The following is an 18028-nucleotide window of genomic DNA, read 5'->3' as shown; positions in this document are numbered from 1 at the left end:
TTTTTGAGCCAGGGATCGCGTTTTTCGCTAAATAAACGAAAAAACGGCCCGCAGGCCGTTTCAGAGAAGGGAGATCAGGCGAGGGTTCCGGCCCCACGACAGTTCGGCGAAGCCAGCACGGTATCCTGCAATCCTTCCCACTCTTTCAGTGTGTAGGTGTGCAGGGCTAAGGCATGGACGCTGCCGGCGAGTTCTGCCGCCAGTTCGCCATAAATCAGACGGTGACGCGCCAGAAAGCGCTGGCCTGCAAAGCAGTCGCTGACAATGACCACTTTGAAGTGACTTTCGGAACCGGCAGGCACATTATGCCGGTAACTTTCGTCATGCACTTCCAGATGAGCTGGCTGAAATGCCACACGCAGCTTTTCTTCTATTTGTTCGCGGATCATGGCTATTACTCCTCAATGGCGAGCGCGGTGCCCCATCTCATTCAATCTTAGTCGCTTTTACTGCGCTTACCCGTCAGCCGACACGAAATATTCGCTCAGGCGTTGGCCAGCTTCCGGCGCGCATCATAACGCAGCTGAAACGAACAGCAAACAGACCCGCCAGTGACCCCGCGCAAAACATCTTCAGAGACAATTTCCCCTGGCGCAGGGCTTTTTTCACTGCCGGGCAATGCTATGATGAACGCCATTTTTGCAAACCAACCCCCTGACACCAACGAGAAAAAGTATGTTGAAAAAACTGTTATTCCCCCTGTTGGCTGCGTTCATTTTAGCCGGCTGTGCAACCAGCAATAATACCCTCACCATTCAGCCTAAGATTGAGCTGCCACAGCGCGATCCGGGCCTGATGGCGGTCACCGTCAGCATCAACGGAGCCGATCAGCGTCAGGATCAGGCGCTGGCAAAAGTGAACCGTGACGGTCAGCTGGTGACCCTGACACCATCGCGCGACCTGCGTTTCCTGCTGCAGGAAGTGCTGGAGAAACAGATGACGGCACGTGGCTACATGGTGGGACCGAATGGCGCGGTCGATCTGCAGATCGTAGTGAACAACCTCTATGCTGACGTTACCCAGGGCAATGTGCGCTACAGCATCACCACCAAAGCGGACATCTCTATCATTGCTACCGCCAAAAACGGCAGCAAACAGGTTAAAAATTACCGCCAGACTTACAGCGTAGAAGGCGCGTTCAGCGCAACGAACCAGAAGATTACTAACGCGGTCAACGCCACCATGAGCGATGTCATCGCAGACATGGCACAGGACACCAGCGTCAACGACTTCATCAAACAGAACGCGCGTTAATTTCGCCTCTCCTCTGCCCGGCATGATGCCGGGCATCGTGTTTGTTACCGGCAGGATCCGCATGAATCACTATCTTCGCCTCTTCAGCCAGAAAAATGCCGCCGTACTGCTGCTGCTCGGTTTCGCCTCCGGCCTGCCGCTGGCCCTGACATCCGGCACGTTGCAGGCGTGGATGACGGTGGACAATGTCGATCTGAAAACCATCGGTTTCTTTTCGCTGGTCGGCCAGGCCTATGTCTTTAAGTTTCTCTGGTCGCCGATGATGGACCGCTACACGCCGCCATTTCTGGACCGGCGTCGCGGCTGGTTGCTGCTCAGCCAGCTGGCGCTGGTCGGGGGCATTGCGGCGATGGGGGTTCTGCAACCCAGCCGGGATCTGACCCTGATGGCGGCTCTGGCGGTGCTGGTTGCCTTCTGCTCCGCCTCACAGGACATTGTCTTTGACGCCTGGAAAACCGATATTCTGCCGCCTGAAGAGCGCGGCAGCGGCGCGGCGATTACCGTGCTGGGTTACCGGCTGGCGATGCTGATTTCAGGCGGGCTGGCGCTGTGGCTGGCTGACCGTTATCTCGGCTGGCAGGCGACCTACTGGCTGATGGCGCTGATGATGGTGCCTGGCATTATCGCCACGCTGATGGCGAGCGAGCCGGACACCCATATTTCCACGCCCCACTCTCTGCGTCAGGCTGTTGTCGACCCGCTGAAAGATTTTTTTCAGCGCAATAACGCCTGGCTGCTGATTACCCTGATTATTCTCTACAAGCTGGGCGATGCTTTTGCCGCCTCACTGACCACCACCTTTCTGATTCGCGGCGTCGGCTTTAATGCTGGCGATGTCGGTCTGGTTAACAAGACGCTGGGCCTGCTGGCGACCATCATTGGTGCGCTCTATGGGGGTGTCGTCATGCAGCGCCTGAGTCTGTTCCGGGCACTGATGATTTTCGGCCTGCTGCAGGCTGTCTCAAACTTCGGTTACTGGCTGCTGGCGGTGACGGATAAACAGCTGTGGAGCATGGCCAGCGCGGTCTTTGTGGAAAACCTCTGTGGCGGCATGGGCACCGCCGCCTTTGTGGCGCTGTTGATGACCCTCTGCAACAAATCGTTCTCCGCGACCCAGTTTGCCCTGCTGTCAGCGCTTTCTGCGGTGGGCCGGGTTTACGTCGGTCCGGCTGCGGGCTGGCTGGTTGAACTCTGGGGCTGGCCAGCCTTTTATGCCTTCACCGTCGTGGCGGGCGTGCCGGGTCTGTTGCTGCTGGCATTTTGCCGTCAGACGCTAAATCAGGTCGAGCAGAGTGGCAAATTCCTGACACGAAGCTACTATCCTCTTGGCTATCGCTGGACGAATCGTCTGTTTGCAGCAGCCTGTGGCGTGCTGGGACTCTGGCTGGTGGCGCTGGCGCTGGATGCGCTGGGGCTCACTGTGCTGGCTGCCCTGCTGTCACCCCTGTTTGGTACTGGCATGGTACTCGCGTTGCTGGCCGTATTGTCGGGTCTGCTGCTCGACTACCGGGCACTGAAACGAGCGCCTGCCCTGCCCGCGTCAGATGCTTAAGTGAAATCGATGGGTTAACGGCTGCGGCTTATTTTTTTGTCAACGGACCAGGCCGCCGTCATTTATCATCGTCTGTTATTTTTTGAAAATAAGAATATGGCCTGAGGAGGGGGAGCGGAAATACTAAAAACCGGTGAGCAATTACTTTAGTTAAATTTCATCACACAAATGATGCAGACTTGTTAAATATTTGGGCGTTAAAAGTAAGGGTTATTCCTTTCCCTGATTTTTTTGCGGTTACTTCCATTGGTTTTTGTTATATTGGTGCCAACTGCTTGTCTGCGTTAACTATTTGTCACCTGACGCAACATCTGTGACACCCTTAGCAAAAGGTGTCAACACGCATCTGACACATCCTTAAGCTGGTTTACACTGCATAAACCTTCCCGTAAAATGCGCGCACACTTAAACGACAATAGAGCCCTTTGTCATTGAGGTCGTTAAATGAGACTCAGTAAATACAATAAAAGTTTGGGGATTTTGTCATTAATTGCAGGCACTTTATTAATGAGTGGCTGCGATAGTGCATTGTTAAATCCCAAAGGACAGATTGCACTGGAGCAACGTTCGCTGATACTGACTGCCTTTGGCCTGATGTTGATCGTCGTTATCCCCGCAGTCCTGATGGCCGTGGTGTTTGCCTGGAAATATCGGGCATCCAACACGAATGCGAAGTACAGCCCTAACTGGTCACACTCTAACAAAGTGGAAGCCGTGGTCTGGACCATTCCGATCCTGATCATTCTCTTCCTCAGCGTGCTGACCTGGAAATCGACCCATGCACTGGAGCCCAGCAAACCGCTGCAATCTGATGTAAAACCGGTTGAGATCGATGTGGTTGCACTGGACTGGAAATGGCTGTTTATTTACCCGGAACAGGGTATTGCAACCGTGAACCAGATTGCCTTCCCGGCAAACACGCCAGTGAACTTCAAAATCACGTCTAACTCCGTCATGAACTCTTTCTTCATTCCAACGCTCGGCAGCCAGATTTATGCGATGGCCGGTATGCAGACCAAGCTGCATCTGATTGCGAATGAGCCAGGGACTTTCGACGGTATCTCTGCGAACTTCAGTGGTCGCGGTTTCTCTGGCATGAAGTTCAAAGCCATTGCAACCAAAGACGATGCGGAATTCCAGCAGTGGGTAGCAAAAGTTAAAGCAGCACCTAACACGCTGACCACCATGGAAGATTTCGAGAAAGTTGCTGTACCAAGCGAAAACCACCCGGTGGAATATTTCTCTTCAGCGAATCCTGAACTGTTCAAGCAAGTTATCGCTAAGTTCATGACCAGCCACGGGAAGATGGACATGCCTGAACATGAAGGTATGGACATGAGTCACGCCGCTTCCGCGGGAGCCGAGGAATAATACGATGTTCGGAAAATTAACACTGGATGCAGTGCCGTACCATGAGCCGATTATCATGGTCACGGTCGCCGGTATCATTTTAGGTGGTCTGGCACTGATTGCCGCCATCACCTATTTTGGTAAATGGCAATATCTGTGGTCTGAATGGCTAACGTCTGTCGACCATAAAAAACTGGGTATCATGTACGTCATCATGGCATTCGTCATGCTGCTGCGTGGTTTTGCTGATGCCATCATGATGCGTACCCAACAGGTAATGGCGTCGGCCGGTGAAGCGGGCATTCTGCCACCGCATCACTACGACCAGATCTTTACGGCGCACGGCGTCATTATGATCTTCTTCGTGGCGATGCCTTTCGTGGTTGGCCTGATGAACATCGCCGTTCCGCTGCAGATTGGTGCACGTGACGTTGCGTTCCCGTTCCTGAACAACCTGAGCTTCTGGTTTACCGCGGTCGGTGTGATCCTGGTTAACCTGTCGCTGGGTGTGGGCGAGTTCGCGCAGACCGGCTGGCTGGCTTATCCGCCACTGTCCGGCGCGGAGTACAGTCCCGGCGTCGGGGTCGACTACTGGATCTGGAGTCTTCAGCTCTCCGGTATCGGTACGACCTTAACCGGTATTAACTTCTTCGTGACCATCCTGAAGATGCGTGCACCGGGCATGAGCCTGTTCAAAATGCCTGTCTTTACCTGGACTGCGCTGTGCACCAACGTCCTGATCATCGCTGCGTTCCCGGTTCTGACCGTGACCCTGGCGCTGTTGACCCTTGATCGTTATCTCGGCTTCCATTTCTTCACCAATGAAATGGGCGGGAACATGATGATGTACGTCAACCTGATCTGGGTCTGGGGTCATCCGGAAGTGTATATTCTGGTTCTGCCGGTCTTTGGTGTGTTCGCAGAAATTACCGCGACCTTCTCCAAAAAACGTCTGTTTGGCTACACCTCACTGGTGTGGGCGACCATCGCGATTACCGTGCTGTCGTTCATCGTCTGGCTCCACCACTTCTTCACCATGGGTGCGGGTGCGAACGTTAACGCCTTCTTCGGTATCATGACGATGATCATCGCGATTCCGACCGGGGTTAAAATCTTTAACTGGCTGTTCACCATGTACCAGGGTCGCATCCAGATGCACTCTGCGATGCTGTGGACCGTTGGCTTCCTGGTAACCTTCTCTGTAGGGGGTATGACCGGCGTACTGCTGGCCGTTCCGGGTGCTGACTTCATTCTGCACAACAGCCTGTTCCTGATTGCACACTTCCATAACGTTATCATCGGTGGTGTTGTCTTCGGTTGTATGGCGGGCGTGACCTACTGGTTCCCGAAAGCCTTTGGCTTTACCCTGAACGAAACCTGGGGCAAACGCGCCTTCTGGTTCTGGATCATTGGCTTCTTCGTTGCCTTTATGCCGCTGTACGCACTGGGCTTCATGGGTATGACCCGTCGTCTGAGCCAGGATATCGATCCACAGTTCCACCCTCTGCTAGTGGTCGCTGCGGTCGGTGCAGGTCTGATTGCAATGGGTATCCTGTGTCAGCTGACCATGTTCTACGTTTCGGTCCGTGACCGCGACCAGAACCGTGATCTGACCGGTGACCCGTGGGGCGGTCGTACGCTGGAGTGGGCAACCTCTTCACCACCACCGTTCTATAACTTTGCTGTGATCCCGCATGTGCATGAGCGTGACGCTTTCTGGGAAATGAAAGAGAAAGGCGAAGCGTACAAGCAGCCGGAGTCGTATGAAGAGATTCATATGCCGAAAAACAGCGGTGCTGCACTGGTTATCTGTGCGTTCGCGACGGTAATGGGCTTCGCGCTGATCTGGCATATCTGGTGGCTGGCAGGTCTTTCATTCCTCGGCATGATCGTTACCTGGATCGTGAAGAGCTTCGACGAAGACGTGGATTACTACGTTCCGGTTGCTGAAGTTCAGAAGATTGAAAACCAGCACTTTGACGAAATCAGCAAAGCAGGTCTGAAATAATGTCAACTGAAACTCTGATTAAACATCACCACGACGCCCATGCGGAGCATGGGCATCACGATGCAGGAGCCAATAAAGTCTTTGGCTTCTGGATCTACCTGATGAGTGACTGCATTATCTTCGCAACCCTGTTTGCGACCTATGCCGTCATGGTCAACAACACTGCCGGTGGCCCGGCAGGTAAAGATATCTTTGAGCTGCCGTTTGTTCTGGTAGAAACCGCCCTGCTGCTGCTGAGCTCCATCACGTACGGCATGGCTGTTATCTCCATGAACAAGGAGCAAAAAGGTGCCGTTATCGGCTGGCTGGCGCTGACCTTCCTGTTTGGTCTGGGCTTCATCGGCATGGAAATCTATGAATTCCATCACCTGATTGCGGAAGGCTTTGGTCCGGATCGCAGTGGCTTCCTGTCTGGCTTCTTTACGCTGGTCGGTACCCACGGTCTGCACGTGACCTCGGGTCTGATCTGGATGCTGGTGCTGATGTTCCAGATTTCCAAACGTGGCCTGAACGCGACTAACCGCACCCGTATCATGTGTCTGAGCCTGTTCTGGCACTTCCTGGACGTGGTCTGGATTTGCGTCTTCACCGTTGTTTACCTGATGGGAGCCATGTAATGAGTCATTCTGTTAACGAACATGGCGCTTCACACGGTAGCGTGAAGTCCTACATGATCGGCTTCATCCTATCTATCATCCTGACGGCGATCCCGTTCTGGATGGTCATGGATGGCAGTGCATCTCACGGTACTATCCTCGGTGTTGTTCTGGTCTGTGCGGTCATCCAGGTGCTGGTTCACCTGGTTTACTTCCTGCACTTAGACAGCAAATCTGAGGGTGGCTGGAACATGGTAGCCATTGTTTTCTCGGCCATCATCATCCTGATTGTCGTAGTAGGCTCACTGTGGATCATGTGGAACCTCAACTACAACATGATGCCTCACTAAAGAGTCACGCGTAATGTTTAAGCAATACCTGCAAGTTACAAAACCAGGAATTATTTTCGGGAATTTAATTTCTGTGATCGGCGGATTCCTGCTGGCCTCTAAAGGCAACACGGATTACGCCCTGTTTCTCATCACCCTGGTGGGCGTGTCACTGGTGGTTGCATCGGGTTGTGTTTTCAACAACGTGATCGACCGCGACATCGACATCAAGATGGAGAGAACCAGGAATCGGGTGCTGGTAAAAGGCCTTATCTCCGCGAAAGTAAGCCTGGTTTATGCCACTGTGCTGGGTATTGCTGGCTTTGCGTTGCTCTACTTCGGTGCAAATCCGCTGGCCATGTGGCTGGCGGTGATGGGCTTCGTGGTTTACGTGGGCATCTACAGTCTCTACATGAAGCGTCATTCCGTTTACGGTACGCTGATTGGCAGTCTGTCGGGTGCTGCACCGCCGGTTATCGGCTACTGTGCGGTATCCAATGAGTTTGATGCCGGTGCCTTAATCCTGCTGGCGATCTTCAGCCTGTGGCAGATGCCGCATTCGTACGCGATTGCCATCTTCCGCTTCAAAGATTACCAGGCGGCGAACATCCCGGTACTGCCGGTGGTGAAAGGGATCTCCGTAGCAAAAAATCATATTACGCTCTATATCCTGGCGTTTATGATTGCCACGCTGATGCTGACGCTGGGTGGCTATGCCGGCTACAAATATCTGGTGGTGGCCGCTGCGGTCAGCGTCTGGTGGCTGGGCATGGCGTTATCCGGTTATAAAACCGCTGACGATCGTGTCTGGGCGCGTAAACTGTTTGTCTTCTCTATCGTGACGATTACCGCGCTGAGCGTGATGATGTCGGTAGATTCGATGGCTCCGGCCTCAAAGGACCTGCTGACTTACGTCTGGTAACGGACACCGTAAGAGCATGAAAAGGGCGCGATTTTCGCGCCCTTTCTTTTTGTTACGACTGCTTAAAAACTATTGTTTTACCCGCCCTGCCCCGCCCCCTAGAATAAATGCAGCACATTAACAGAGGTTGGAATGAACGATAATAAAATGACTCCGGTGGAGCTACGCGCCACATGGGGCCTCGGTACGGTCTTTTCCCTGCGCATGCTGGGAATGTTTATGGTCCTGCCGGTACTGACCACTTATGGCATGGCATTACAGGGCGCGAGTGAAACGCTGATCGGCCTGGCGATTGGTATCTATGGCCTGGCCCAGGCGATTTTTCAGATTCCTTTTGGTCTGCTTTCCGATCGCATCGGGCGAAAGCCGTTGATCGTGGGCGGACTGCTGCTGTTTGTTGTGGGTAGCGTTATTGCTGCCTGCACGGAATCTATCTGGGGCATTATTCTGGGCCGTGCGCTGCAGGGCTCCGGCGCAATTGCCGCTGCCGTGATGGCGCTGCTCTCCGATTTGACGCGAGAGCAGAACCGCACCAAAGCGATGGCCTTTATCGGCATCAGTTTTGGTGTCACCTTCGCGATTGCGATGGTCGTCGGCCCGGTCGTTACGCACGCGTTAGGGCTGCAGGCGCTGTTCTGGATGATTGCGATTCTGGCCTCGCTGGGTATCGTCATCACGCTGCTGGTGGTGCCATCCACTCCGCATCATGTGCTGAACCGTGAATCGGGGATGGTCAAAGGCAGCTTTCGCAAGGTGCTGGCGAATCCGCGCCTGGTGAAGCTGAATATCGGTATTTTCTGTCTGCATATCCTGCTGATGTCGAGCTTTGTCGCCTTGCCGGGGCAGTTTGAGCAGGCGGGTTTCCCGGCCCCGGAACACTGGAAAGTCTATCTCTCGACCATGCTGATTGCCTTTGCGGGCGTGGTGCCGTTCATCATTTATGCCGAAGTGAAGCGTCGCATGAAGCGCGTCTTTGTGGGCTGCGTCGGGATGATCGTTATTGCCGAGATCGTGCTGTGGGGTGCGGAAGGGCATTTCTGGACGCTGGTCGTTGGGGTTCAGCTCTTCTTCTTCGCTTTCAATCTGATGGAAGCCATTCTCCCTTCGCTGATCAGTAAAGAGTCGCCTGCCGGTTACAAAGGAACGGCGATGGGCATTTACTCCACCAGCCAGTTCCTTGGCGTAGCCGTTGGCGGCAGCATGGGCGGCTGGGTGTTTGGTCATTTCGATGCACAGACCGTGTTTATGGTCGGCGCAATGGTGGCTGCGGCCTGGCTGTTTGTCAGTATGACGATGCAGGAACCCCCTTATGTGAGCAGCCTGCGCATTGTGCTGAGTGACGCGGCACTGGCTTTGCCGAATCTGGAGCAGCGCCTGAAAGCGCAGAAAGGGGTGAATTCCGTGTTTATCGTGCCGGAAGAGAAAAGCGCGTATATCAAAATTGATAGCAAGGTCACCAGTCGGCCAGAGCTGGAAGCGCTGCTGGGGAGTTGCTAGTTTAAGAAAATTTTCGCGACGACTTCCGCTCGTTTCGCTTCAGGATCGAGCTGGCTCAGGGAACAGGGTCAGATCGGAAAGTCGCAAAAGCCGCCATCCATGGCATGCTCGGCCCGCGCCGTCCTGGCGCGGGACGCTTTCCTCTTCTGCCCCTGTTCCCTGCGCCCCTTAAGCTTCTACGTTGCTGCTGAATCCCCCCGAATTTGATTTTGTGCTTAATCTTAAACCCGGCACAAGTCTTCTTACAGACAACTCAGAAATTCAAAGCGATGGATGCCTGTGCCTGTAGCAAAGCATCGCGGGCCATGGATGGCCCGCGCTGAGCCCGCCATGGATGGCGCTGTTGCGTCTTTGCGTAAGGCACAGGCTCCCTGAGCAAGCGCGCGATCGCACAGACGCCCTACAGCTCACACCCCGCTCCAGACGCTTTACTTGTTCAAAGAGATGCAAGCCAGCGCACGATGCCACTAACGTCACAAACCACGCCTTCATTCAGACGGCTCACAAATTTGGATCGATGCAGCGCTGCTCCTGCCAGATAACAAAAAACCCGGCCTGAGCCGGGTTTTTCATAACTGCCTTCAGGCCAAAAAAACAGCCTGCCCCGCTTAATCGCGGAAGTTTTTAAACTGGAACGGCTGCCCCAGATTGCTGCCGCGCACAATCGCCATTGCGCTCTGCAGATCATCGCGCGCTTTGCCGGTCACTCGTAACGCTTCACCCTGAATCTGGGTCTGCACTTTCAGCTTACTGTCTTTGATCAGCTTCACCAGCTTCTTCGCTACGTCGCTCTCAATGCCCTTCTTCAGTTTGGCATCGACCGCCCAGCTTTTACCGCTGTGCTCAATCTCTTCCGGCACCTCTAAGGCACCGCCTTCAATCCCGCGCTTCAGTAACTTCTCACGCAAAATATCGACCAGCTGTTTAACCTGAAAATCAGACTCGCTGGTGATTTTAATGGTTTCATTCTTTTCGTTGAGCTCAAACTCGGCGCTCACGTTGCGGAAATCGAAGCGGGTAGACACCTCACGGTTGGCATTCTCCACCGCATTGCGAATTTCCTGCAGATCGACTTCTGAAACGATATCGAAAGATGGCATCTCTTCTTCTCCTGACGCTAAAGTGACATGCATAATACGCGTCTTACGGTGCTAAATAAAATCAGGCTGTGCACGACGCTATACTCATGGTGTGACAGTAAATAATAAATGGATAGCCCGCCAGCGGGAGGCAGTATGAAAATTACCGTGTTAGGGTGCGGTGCTCTGGGTCAGGTCTGGCTGACAGCGCTCGCCCGTCAGGGACACGAGGTGCAGGGATGGTTGCGGGTGCCGCAGCCCTATTGCTCGGCCAATGTCGTCGACCCGGAAGGCAACATAGCCAACCGCACCTTCATCGCTAACGATCCGCTGTTTCTGGCGGAAAGCCAGCTGCTGCTGGTTACGCTAAAAGCGCCACAGGTGTCACCCGCCGTGAAAAATCTGGAAAGCGTTCTGCCGGAAAACTGCCCGGTGCTGCTGCTGCATAACGGCATGGGCACGCTGGAGGAGCTTAAAGGGTTAACTCAGCCGCTACTGCGTAGCGTCACGACGCACGCCGCGATGCGTGATGGCACCGTCATCAAACACATCGCCAGCGGCATCACCCACATCGGCCCCGGTAACCGTAAAAGCGCTGCTTACAGCGATCTGGCCGACATCCTGCACCATGCCCTGCCCGATGTCGCCTGGCATGACAACATCCGTGCGGCCTGCTGGCGCAAGCTGGCGGTGAACTGCGTGATCAACCCGCTCAGCGTGGAGTATGAGTGCCAGAACGGCGCGCTGCGTGCGTATCCGGAACAGATTGCGCAGTTATGCGAAGAGATCAGCTGGGTCATGGAGCGTGAAGGTCAGAACGTAGCCAGCGAAAGCCTGCAGGATATTATCTTCGACGTGATTGAAAGCACGGCGGCGAACACCTCTTCCATGCTGCAGGATATCCGCGCGCAGCGGCTCACCGAAATCGACTACATCAGCGGCTTTTTACTGCGCCGCGCCCGGACGCACGGCCTGGTGCTGTCGGAGAACACCCGTCTGTATGACATTGTAAAACGCAAGGAGTCCCATTATGACCGCGAACGCATCGGTGCTGGTTTGCCTGGCACATGGCAGTGAAGAGACCGAAGCCGTCACCACCATCGACCTGCTGGTTCGTTCCGGGCTGAACGTCGTCACCGCCAGCGTCGAAAGCGATGGCAGCCGGGAGATCGTCTGCTCACGCGGTGTCCGCCTGCTGGCTGACGCACCGTTGGTCGAGGTCGCCGACAACGATTTCGCCGCCATCGTCCTGCCCGGTGGCCTCAAAGGCGCGGAGACCTTCCGTGACAGCCCGCTGCTGGTCGAAACGGTGCGTCAGTTTCATCTCAGTGATAAAATCGTTGCGGCGATTTGCGCGGCGGCAGGTACGGTGCTGGTTCCCCACGATCTGTTCCCTGTCGGAAACATGACCGGCTTTCCCGGCTTAAAAGAGACCATTCCGGCGGAGAAATGGATGGAGCGCCGCGTCGTCTGGGATCCGCGGGTAAAACTGCTCACCAGCCAGGCACCCGGCACGGCCATGGATTTTGCGCTGAAGCTGATCGATCTGCTGGTGGGAAAAGAAATGGCGCGCGACGTTGCCGCACAACTGGTGCTGGCACCCGGCATTTATGACTATCAGGCGTGATCAGGCTCATCAGTCAGACCCCGACAGGGTCTGACTGACCGTAAGCCAGCACTACGGGCGGTAGACTTTCACGTTCTTAAAGCCCTGCTCATGCAGATAGAGGGCCTGCAGACGGCTCATCACGCCGCGATCGCAGTAAAGCAGCCAGGTGCGGTTCTGATCGAGATCGCCAAACTGCGTGCTGAGTTTGTAGAACGGCAGTGATTTCACCTCCGTGGCCTTCAGCTCAAGCGGATTCTCTTCCTGCTCGTCGATGGCGCGGATATCCAGCACCACGTCGTTTTCACTCAGCAGCGCGACGGTTTCAACTTCCACCACCTCCTCTTCTGTCTGCTCAGCGATGGTGCGGATATCGACATTGGTCGCCTCTTCCACCACGCGATCCAGAATCGTAAAGTCGAAATTCTGCTCTTCTGCCTCGATCTTCGCTTTCACCGCCTTCACTGTCGGGCTTTTGGAAATCACCCCACAATATTCCGGCATGGTGCTGGCAAAATCTTCGGTACCGATCTCCCGGGCGACTTTGATGATGTGCTCTTTGTCGTGAGAGATCAGCGGACGCAGAATCAGCGTATCGGAGGCGTTATCAATCAGACGCAGGTTGGTCAACGTCTGGCTCGACACCTGCCCGACCGCTTCACCGGTGACCAGCGCCTGTACGCCGTAACGTTCAGCCACGCGGGAAGCGGCACGCACCATCATGCGCTTCAGCACCACGCCCATCTGACCGTCATCCACTTTTTCCAGGATCTCGCCGACGACCGGCTCAAAATTGATCGCCACAAAGCGCACCCGGTGCGAACGGCCAAAGCGGTTCCAGAGATAGTGCGCGACCTGACGGACGCCAATCTCATGGGCGGCGCCGCCAAGATTAAAGAAGCAGTAGTGTACGCGGCTGCCGCGACGCAGCAGCATGTAGCTGGAGACGCCGGAGTCAAAGCCACCGGAGATCAGCGACAGCACATCTTCCTGTGTGCCGATTGGGAAACCGCCCAGCCCCTCATAGCGTGCGGTCACCAGCGTCAGCTGATTCTCGTCCACTTCGAGATTAACCGTTACCTCCGGGTTTTTAAGCTGCACACGGGCGCTTTCGATGTGCTGGTTCAGCCCCCCGCCCACATAGCGCTCCACATCCTGCGAACTGAAGCTATGCTTACCACGACGTTTAACCCGAACGCAGAAGCTCTTTCCTTCGAGGCTGTCGCGATACTGCGCTAAGGTCTGTTCGAAGATGTGATGAATATCGGTGTACTCGCGATCTTCAACCGCTAAAACGTGATGAATCCCCGGAATGCGCGTCAGTTCATCGGGAATAATGTCCCGCAGCGCGTCGTTTTTTGAGCGCACTTCAATGTGATCCCAGTAACGCACAACGGCGATGTCGTCGCTGACGGTTTTCAGGACGTTACGGATATTGCTGGCAAGAATCTTGATAAAGCGCAAACGCACCGACTGACTCTTGATGGTGATTTCAGGAAATAACTTGATGATAAACTTCATGGCGACACAGCTTCGTTGGGCAAATAAGTGCTAAAAGAGGCAGCACTTAGCTGGTAAAATCACAAAATTGCGGGCTGCAAGGCGCAACCGCATCCGAGGCGCGGGAGTATATCACCTTTGTCAGGTGACTGCTTCTTCATCAGCTGCCGCATTGATTATTTTGCTAATCATAGGGTCTCAGCTACCATGACCGATTGCGAGATAATGTCCCAACCGTGAGTCGACACGAAATATGCCGAAAAAAGCCGAACAGCCAGCCAGCTTTGAAACGTCATTGCAGCAGCTGGAGCAGATTGTCAGCCGTCTGGAAAGTGGTGAACTGCCGCTGGAAGAAGCCCTGAACGAGTTTGAGCGCGGCGTGCAGCTGGCGCGGACAGGCCAGCAGACGCTGCAGCAGGCTGAACAGCGTGTCCGTATTCTGCTGAACGATGATAAAAACGCCGACCTCACTGCTTTCACGCCGGAAAATGACTAATGGATTTTGTCCGATTACTCGACGCGTATCAGCAGCAGGTCAACGCCGCGCTGACGCGTTTTATAGCGCCACTTCCTTTTCAGAGTTCTCCTCTGGTTAATGCCATGCATTATGGGGCATTATTGGGCGGTAAACGCCTGCGCCCTTTTCTGGTCTACGCGACCGGTGAGATGCTCCGCGCCGACCCGGCGAGTCTGGATGCGCCCGCCGCCGCGGTTGAATGCATTCATGCGTACTCTCTGATTCATGACGATCTCCCTGCGATGGATGACGATGCACTGCGTCGCGGGCAGCCGACCTGTCACATTAAATATGGCGAAGATACGGCGATACTGGCAGGCGATGCCCTGCAGACGCTGGCCTTCTCAATTCTGACTGACGCAGCCATGCCGGGTGTCAGCGCGGAGTACCGGCTGCGGATGATCTCTGAACTGGCAAACGCCAGCGGCGTGGCCGGCATGTGCGGCGGTCAGGCGCTTGATCTGGCGGCAGAGGGTAAATCGGTGGATCTCGATCAGCTGGAGCAGATCCATCGCCACAAAACGGGCGCGCTGATCCGCTCAGCCGTCCGCTTAGGTGCTTTTACCGCAGGCGATGCGGCCCGTGAAGCCCTGCCGCTGCTCGACCGCTATGCTGAGGCTATCGGTCTCGCGTTTCAGGTGCAGGACGATATCCTGGACGTGGTGGGTGACACCGCCGTTATCGGAAAACGTCAGGGTGCCGATCAGCAACTGGGCAAAAGCACCTATCCTTCACTGTTAGGCTTAGAAAATGCCCGTGCCAAAGCGCGGGATTTGTATCAGGAAGCCCTTGATGCTCTGGAATTGCTCGCTGCGCACTCCTATAACACCACAGCACTGCAGGCGCTGGCGAGCTTCATAATTGAACGCGACAAATAACTTCCATAATGAGTCTCTGATGAGTTTTGATATTGCTAAATACCCGACACTGGCGCTGGCAAACACGGTTCAGGAGCTGCGTGCCCTGCCGAAAGAGAAGCTGCCTGCACTGTGTGATGAACTGCGTCAGTATCTGTTAGACAGCGTGAGCCGCTCCAGCGGCCATTTTGCATCGGGTCTGGGCGTTGTCGAACTGACTGTCGCGCTGCATTATGTCTACAACACTCCTTTTGACCATCTGGTGTGGGATGTGGGTCATCAGGCTTATCCGCATAAAATTCTGACCGGTCGCCGCGATCGCATCGGCACCATCCGTCAGAAAAACGGCGTGCATCCGTTCCCGTGGCGCGGCGAAAGTGAATATGACGTGCTGAGCGTCGGTCACTCGTCGACCTCCATCAGTGCCGGTCTGGGCATGGCCGCGGCGGCAGAACGCGAAGGTCAGGGTCGTCGCACCGCCTGTATTATCGGCGATGGGGCTATCACCGCAGGCATGGCGTTTGAAGCGATGAACCATGCCGGTGATATCAAACCGGACATGCTGGTGATCCTCAATGACAATGAGATGTCGATTTCCGAAAACGTCGGCGCGCTGAATAACCGTCTGGCGCAGATCCTGTCAGGTAAAACCTACGCGCGACTGCGTGAAGGCAGTAAGCGCGTGCTGACTAACCTGCCCCCGATTAAAGAGCTGGTTAAGCGCACGGAAGAGCACCTCAAAGGCATGGTGGTGCCGGGAACGCTGTTTGAAGAGTTAGGCTTCAACTACATCGGTCCGGTTGATGGCCACGATGTCCTGACGCTGGTCAATACGCTGAGTAACATGCGCAACCTGAAAGGGCCGCAGTTCCTGCATATCATGACGAAGAAAGGGAAAGGCTACGCCCCGGCAGAGGAAGATCCGATTGCCTGGCACGCCGTCCCTAAATTCGATCCGGCCATTGGCGAACTGCCGAAAAGTGCCGAAGGTCTGCCGAGCTACTCTAAAATCTTCGGCAACTGGCTGTGCGAAATGGCCGCCGACGATCCGAAGCTGATGGCGATTACCCCGGCGATGCGTGAAGGCTCCGGCATGGTGGCCTTCTCGCGTGAGTTCCCGCAGCAATATTTTGATGTGGCGATCGCCGAGCAGCACGCGGTGACCTTCGCTGCCGGTATGGCGATTGGCGGTTATAAGCCTGTTGTGGCCATCTATTCCACCTTCCTGCAGCGCGCCTACGATCAGCTGATCCATGACGTCGCTATCCAGAAACTGCCGGTCCTGTTTGCTATCGATCGCGGTGGTATTGTTGGCGCAGACGGTCAGACTCACCAGGGCGCATTTGATCTTGCCTATCTGCGCTGTGTGCCGGAGATGGTGATCATGACCCCCAGCGACGAAAATGAGTGCCGTCAGATGCTCTACACCGGCTATCACTATCAGGACGGGCCGAGCGCCGTGCGTTATCCGCGCGGCACCGGCGTTGGCACCCCACTGGCACCGCTACAGAGCCTGCCGCTGGGCAAAGCCGTGGTGAAACGTCAGGGTGAAGAACTGGCGATTCTGAACTTCGGTACGCTGCTGCCGGAAGCGGCCGCTGCGGCGGAAGCGCTGAATGCGACCCTGGTCGATATGCGCTTTGTGAAGCCGCTGGATGAGGCGCTGATTGCCGAACTGGCCGCCACCCACACGTCACTGATTACGCTGGAAGAAGGCGCAATCAAGGGCGGTGCAGGCAGCGGCGTCAATGAGTTCGTCATGGCGAAACGCCTGGCTGTGCCGGTTCTCAATATCGGTCTGCCCGATGAATTTATCCCGCAGGGCACACAGGAAGAAGTGCGCCATGACTACCTGCTGGACGCCGAAGGTATCCAGCAGCAGATCACCCGCTGGCTGGCGCAGTAACCTCTCCTCTCTGCGCTCCCTCCGGGGAGCGCAACGCCCTGCTATGCTGAAACCTTTGCACTTTCGCAGGAGCCTCCACCATGAAACTGATTCAACTGGGAACTACCGACCTTCAGGTTTCGCGCCTCTGTCTGGGCTGCATGACCTATGGCGAGCCGACGCGCGGCAACCACGCCTGGACGCTGCCTGAAGCGAGCAGCCGTCCGCTGATCCAGCAGGCGCTGAACGCAGGGATCAACTTCTTCGACACGGCCAACAGCTATTCAGACGGCAGCAGTGAAGAGATCCTGGGACGGGCGCTGAAAGATTTTGCGCGCCGTGAAGAGATTGTGGTCGCCACCAAAGTCTATTTCCCCCTGAGCAACCTCTCACAGGGTCTGTCGCGCAAAAATATCCTGCAATCCATTGATGACAGCCTGCAGCGCCTCGGCATGGAGTATGTCGATCTGCTGCAGATTCACCGCTGGGATTACGAGACGCCGCTGGAAGAGACGCTGGAAGCGCTGCATGATGTCGTACAGTCGGGCAAAGCGCGCTACATCGGGGCCTCATCCATGCACGCCAGCCAGTTTGCACAGGCGTTGCAGATGCAGTCGCAACAGGGCTGGCATCGCTTTGTCAGCATGCAGGATCAGTACAACCTGATTCAGCGTGAAGAGGAGCGTGAAATGCATCCGCTCTGTCAGAAAGAGCAGATCGCCGTGCTGCCCTGGAGCCCGCTGGCGCGCGGTAAGCTGACCCGCCCCTGGGGTGAAAACACCGCTCGCTCCACCTCTGATCAGGTCATGGCGAAGCTCTATGCCACCACCGAAGAGAATGATGCCGCCATTGCGCAGCGTCTGGCGCAGGTGGCGGAGAGTAAAGGCGTGACGCGGGCACAGGTCGCCCTGGCCTGGCTGCTGAGCAAACCTGCCGTCACGGCGCCAATCATTGGCGCGTCGCGTGCTGAGCAGTTTGCGGATCTGGTGAAGGCGGTGGATGTCACACTGAGTGACGACGAGATTACCCTGCTGGAAGAGGTCTATCAGCCGCATCAGGCGGTGGGATTCGAGTAA

The 18028-nt window shown here is 55.5% G+C and carries 17 protein-coding genes; 14 read left to right on the top strand and 3 right to left on the bottom strand.

Going from position 1 to position 18028, the window contains the following annotated elements:
• Positions 1 to 74: 74 nt before the first annotated feature.
• Complete coding sequence (gene bolA / locus HFD92_RS11690; protein WP_008924895.1) at positions 75 to 389, bottom strand: transcriptional regulator BolA; 315 nt, start codon at positions 387 to 389, stop codon at positions 75 to 77.
• A gap of 286 nt (positions 390 to 675) precedes the next feature.
• Between bolA and HFD92_RS11685 the strand changes: the two genes are divergently transcribed.
• From HFD92_RS11685 to HFD92_RS11650, 8 genes are all read left to right on the top strand, one after another.
• Entirely contained in the window at positions 676 to 1254 is a 579-nt protein-coding gene (locus tag HFD92_RS11685) for a lipoprotein (RefSeq protein WP_009091711.1), read from the top strand.
• Between the two features lie 61 nt (positions 1255 to 1315).
• On the top strand, positions 1316 to 2806 hold the full coding sequence (ampG, locus tag HFD92_RS11680) for a muropeptide MFS transporter AmpG (protein ID WP_167428976.1): 1491 nt from the start codon (positions 1316 to 1318) through the stop codon (positions 2804 to 2806).
• 444 nt (positions 2807 to 3250) lie between these two features.
• Entirely contained in the window at positions 3251 to 4177 is a 927-nt protein-coding gene (cyoA, locus tag HFD92_RS11675) for a cytochrome o ubiquinol oxidase subunit II (protein ID WP_046101354.1), read from the top strand.
• A 4-nt stretch (positions 4178 to 4181) separates the two neighbouring features.
• Positions 4182 to 6164, top strand: coding sequence for a cytochrome o ubiquinol oxidase subunit I (cyoB, locus tag HFD92_RS11670; RefSeq protein WP_009091717.1), 1983 nt, complete (start codon positions 4182 to 4184; stop codon positions 6162 to 6164).
• Positions 6164 to 6781, top strand: coding sequence for a cytochrome o ubiquinol oxidase subunit III (locus HFD92_RS11665; RefSeq protein WP_009091720.1), 618 nt, complete (start codon positions 6164 to 6166; stop codon positions 6779 to 6781). Before cyoB ends, HFD92_RS11665 begins: the two co-directional genes overlap by 1 nt.
• On the top strand, positions 6781 to 7110 hold the full coding sequence (locus HFD92_RS11660) for a cytochrome o ubiquinol oxidase subunit IV (protein ID WP_008924889.1): 330 nt from the start codon (positions 6781 to 6783) through the stop codon (positions 7108 to 7110). The genes HFD92_RS11665 and HFD92_RS11660 overlap by 1 nt, the downstream gene beginning before the upstream one ends.
• A gap of 13 nt (positions 7111 to 7123) precedes the next feature.
• Positions 7124 to 8011: a heme o synthase gene (gene cyoE / locus HFD92_RS11655; protein WP_009091722.1), complete on the top strand. Its 888-nt coding sequence runs from the start codon at positions 7124 to 7126 to the stop codon at positions 8009 to 8011.
• A gap of 132 nt (positions 8012 to 8143) precedes the next feature.
• Positions 8144 to 9508: an MFS transporter gene (locus tag HFD92_RS11650; protein ID WP_167428975.1), complete on the top strand. Its 1365-nt coding sequence runs from the start codon at positions 8144 to 8146 to the stop codon at positions 9506 to 9508.
• Between the two features lie 608 nt (positions 9509 to 10116).
• On the opposite strand, the gene HFD92_RS11645 is transcribed toward HFD92_RS11650, so the two are convergent.
• A complete protein-coding gene (locus tag HFD92_RS11645) occupies positions 10117 to 10608 on the bottom strand; it encodes a YajQ family cyclic di-GMP-binding protein (protein ID WP_009091726.1) in 492 nt (163 codons plus the stop codon).
• A 135-nt stretch (positions 10609 to 10743) separates the two neighbouring features.
• Between HFD92_RS11645 and panE the strand changes: the two genes are divergently transcribed.
• Positions 10744 to 11664: a 2-dehydropantoate 2-reductase gene (panE, locus tag HFD92_RS11640; RefSeq protein WP_167428974.1), complete on the top strand. Its 921-nt coding sequence runs from the start codon at positions 10744 to 10746 to the stop codon at positions 11662 to 11664.
• Positions 11618 to 12214 carry a protein deglycase YajL gene (gene yajL, locus HFD92_RS11635; RefSeq protein ID WP_167428973.1) on the top strand — a complete coding sequence of 199 codons (597 nt, stop codon included), beginning with the start codon at positions 11618 to 11620 and terminating at the stop codon, positions 12212 to 12214. Before panE ends, yajL begins: the two co-directional genes overlap by 47 nt.
• 51 nt (positions 12215 to 12265) lie before the next feature.
• Here the strand turns inward: yajL and thiI are convergent, their stop codons facing one another.
• Positions 12266 to 13714: a tRNA uracil 4-sulfurtransferase ThiI gene (gene thiI, locus HFD92_RS11630; protein WP_009091733.1), complete on the bottom strand. Its 1449-nt coding sequence runs from the start codon at positions 13712 to 13714 to the stop codon at positions 12266 to 12268.
• Positions 13715 to 13946: 232 nt separating this feature from the next.
• On the opposite strand from thiI, the gene xseB reads away from it, so the two are divergent.
• From xseB to HFD92_RS11610, 4 genes are all read left to right on the top strand, one after another.
• Positions 13947 to 14189 carry an exodeoxyribonuclease VII small subunit gene (xseB, locus tag HFD92_RS11625; protein ID WP_009091735.1) on the top strand — a complete coding sequence of 81 codons (243 nt, stop codon included), beginning with the start codon at positions 13947 to 13949 and terminating at the stop codon, positions 14187 to 14189.
• Complete coding sequence (ispA, locus tag HFD92_RS11620; RefSeq protein WP_167428972.1) at positions 14189 to 15088, top strand: (2E,6E)-farnesyl diphosphate synthase; 900 nt, start codon at positions 14189 to 14191, stop codon at positions 15086 to 15088. Before xseB ends, ispA begins: the two co-directional genes overlap by 1 nt.
• Positions 15089 to 15107: 19 nt before the next feature.
• Positions 15108 to 16973, top strand: a complete 1866-nt coding sequence (gene dxs, locus HFD92_RS11615; RefSeq protein ID WP_167428971.1) for a 1-deoxy-D-xylulose-5-phosphate synthase — start codon at positions 15108 to 15110, stop codon at positions 16971 to 16973.
• Between the two features lie 80 nt (positions 16974 to 17053).
• A complete protein-coding gene (locus tag HFD92_RS11610) occupies positions 17054 to 18028 on the top strand; it encodes an aldo/keto reductase (protein ID WP_009091739.1) in 975 nt (324 codons plus the stop codon).

Origin of the sequence: Pantoea sp. EKM101V (genome assembly GCF_011800325.1) — a bacterium.
Taxonomy (GTDB): Bacteria; Pseudomonadota; Gammaproteobacteria; order Enterobacterales; family Enterobacteriaceae; genus Pantoea; species Pantoea anthophila.
Note: the sequence above shows the minus strand (reverse complement) of the source record. Positions and strands in the feature narration are given on the sequence as shown.

Bases quoted from the DNA above. Each gene is read 5' to 3' on its own strand.
- bolA (WP_008924895.1), bottom strand. From the start codon at position 389: ATGATCCGCGAACAAATAGAAGAAAAGCTGCGTGTGGCATTTCAGCCA.
- HFD92_RS11685 (WP_009091711.1), top strand. From the start codon at position 676: ATGTTGAAAAAACTGTTATTCCCCCTGTTGGCTGCGTTCATTTTAGCC.
- ampG (WP_167428976.1), top strand. From the start codon at position 1,316: ATGAATCACTATCTTCGCCTCTTCAGCCAGAAAAATGCCGCCGTACTG.
- cyoA (WP_046101354.1), top strand. From the start codon at position 3,251: ATGAGACTCAGTAAATACAATAAAAGTTTGGGGATTTTGTCATTAATT.
- cyoB (WP_009091717.1), top strand. From the start codon at position 4,182: ATGTTCGGAAAATTAACACTGGATGCAGTGCCGTACCATGAGCCGATT.
- HFD92_RS11665 (WP_009091720.1), top strand. From the start codon at position 6,164: ATGTCAACTGAAACTCTGATTAAACATCACCACGACGCCCATGCGGAG.
- HFD92_RS11660 (WP_008924889.1), top strand. From the start codon at position 6,781: ATGAGTCATTCTGTTAACGAACATGGCGCTTCACACGGTAGCGTGAAG.
- cyoE (WP_009091722.1), top strand. From the start codon at position 7,124: ATGTTTAAGCAATACCTGCAAGTTACAAAACCAGGAATTATTTTCGGG.
- HFD92_RS11650 (WP_167428975.1), top strand. From the start codon at position 8,144: ATGAACGATAATAAAATGACTCCGGTGGAGCTACGCGCCACATGGGGC.
- HFD92_RS11645 (WP_009091726.1), bottom strand. From the start codon at position 10,608: ATGCCATCTTTCGATATCGTTTCAGAAGTCGATCTGCAGGAAATTCGC.
- panE (WP_167428974.1), top strand. From the start codon at position 10,744: ATGAAAATTACCGTGTTAGGGTGCGGTGCTCTGGGTCAGGTCTGGCTG.
- yajL (WP_167428973.1), top strand. From the start codon at position 11,618: ATGACCGCGAACGCATCGGTGCTGGTTTGCCTGGCACATGGCAGTGAA.
- thiI (WP_009091733.1), bottom strand. From the start codon at position 13,714: ATGAAGTTTATCATCAAGTTATTTCCTGAAATCACCATCAAGAGTCAG.
- xseB (WP_009091735.1), top strand. From the start codon at position 13,947: ATGCCGAAAAAAGCCGAACAGCCAGCCAGCTTTGAAACGTCATTGCAG.
- ispA (WP_167428972.1), top strand. From the start codon at position 14,189: ATGGATTTTGTCCGATTACTCGACGCGTATCAGCAGCAGGTCAACGCC.
- dxs (WP_167428971.1), top strand. From the start codon at position 15,108: ATGAGTTTTGATATTGCTAAATACCCGACACTGGCGCTGGCAAACACG.
- HFD92_RS11610 (WP_009091739.1), top strand. From the start codon at position 17,054: ATGAAACTGATTCAACTGGGAACTACCGACCTTCAGGTTTCGCGCCTC.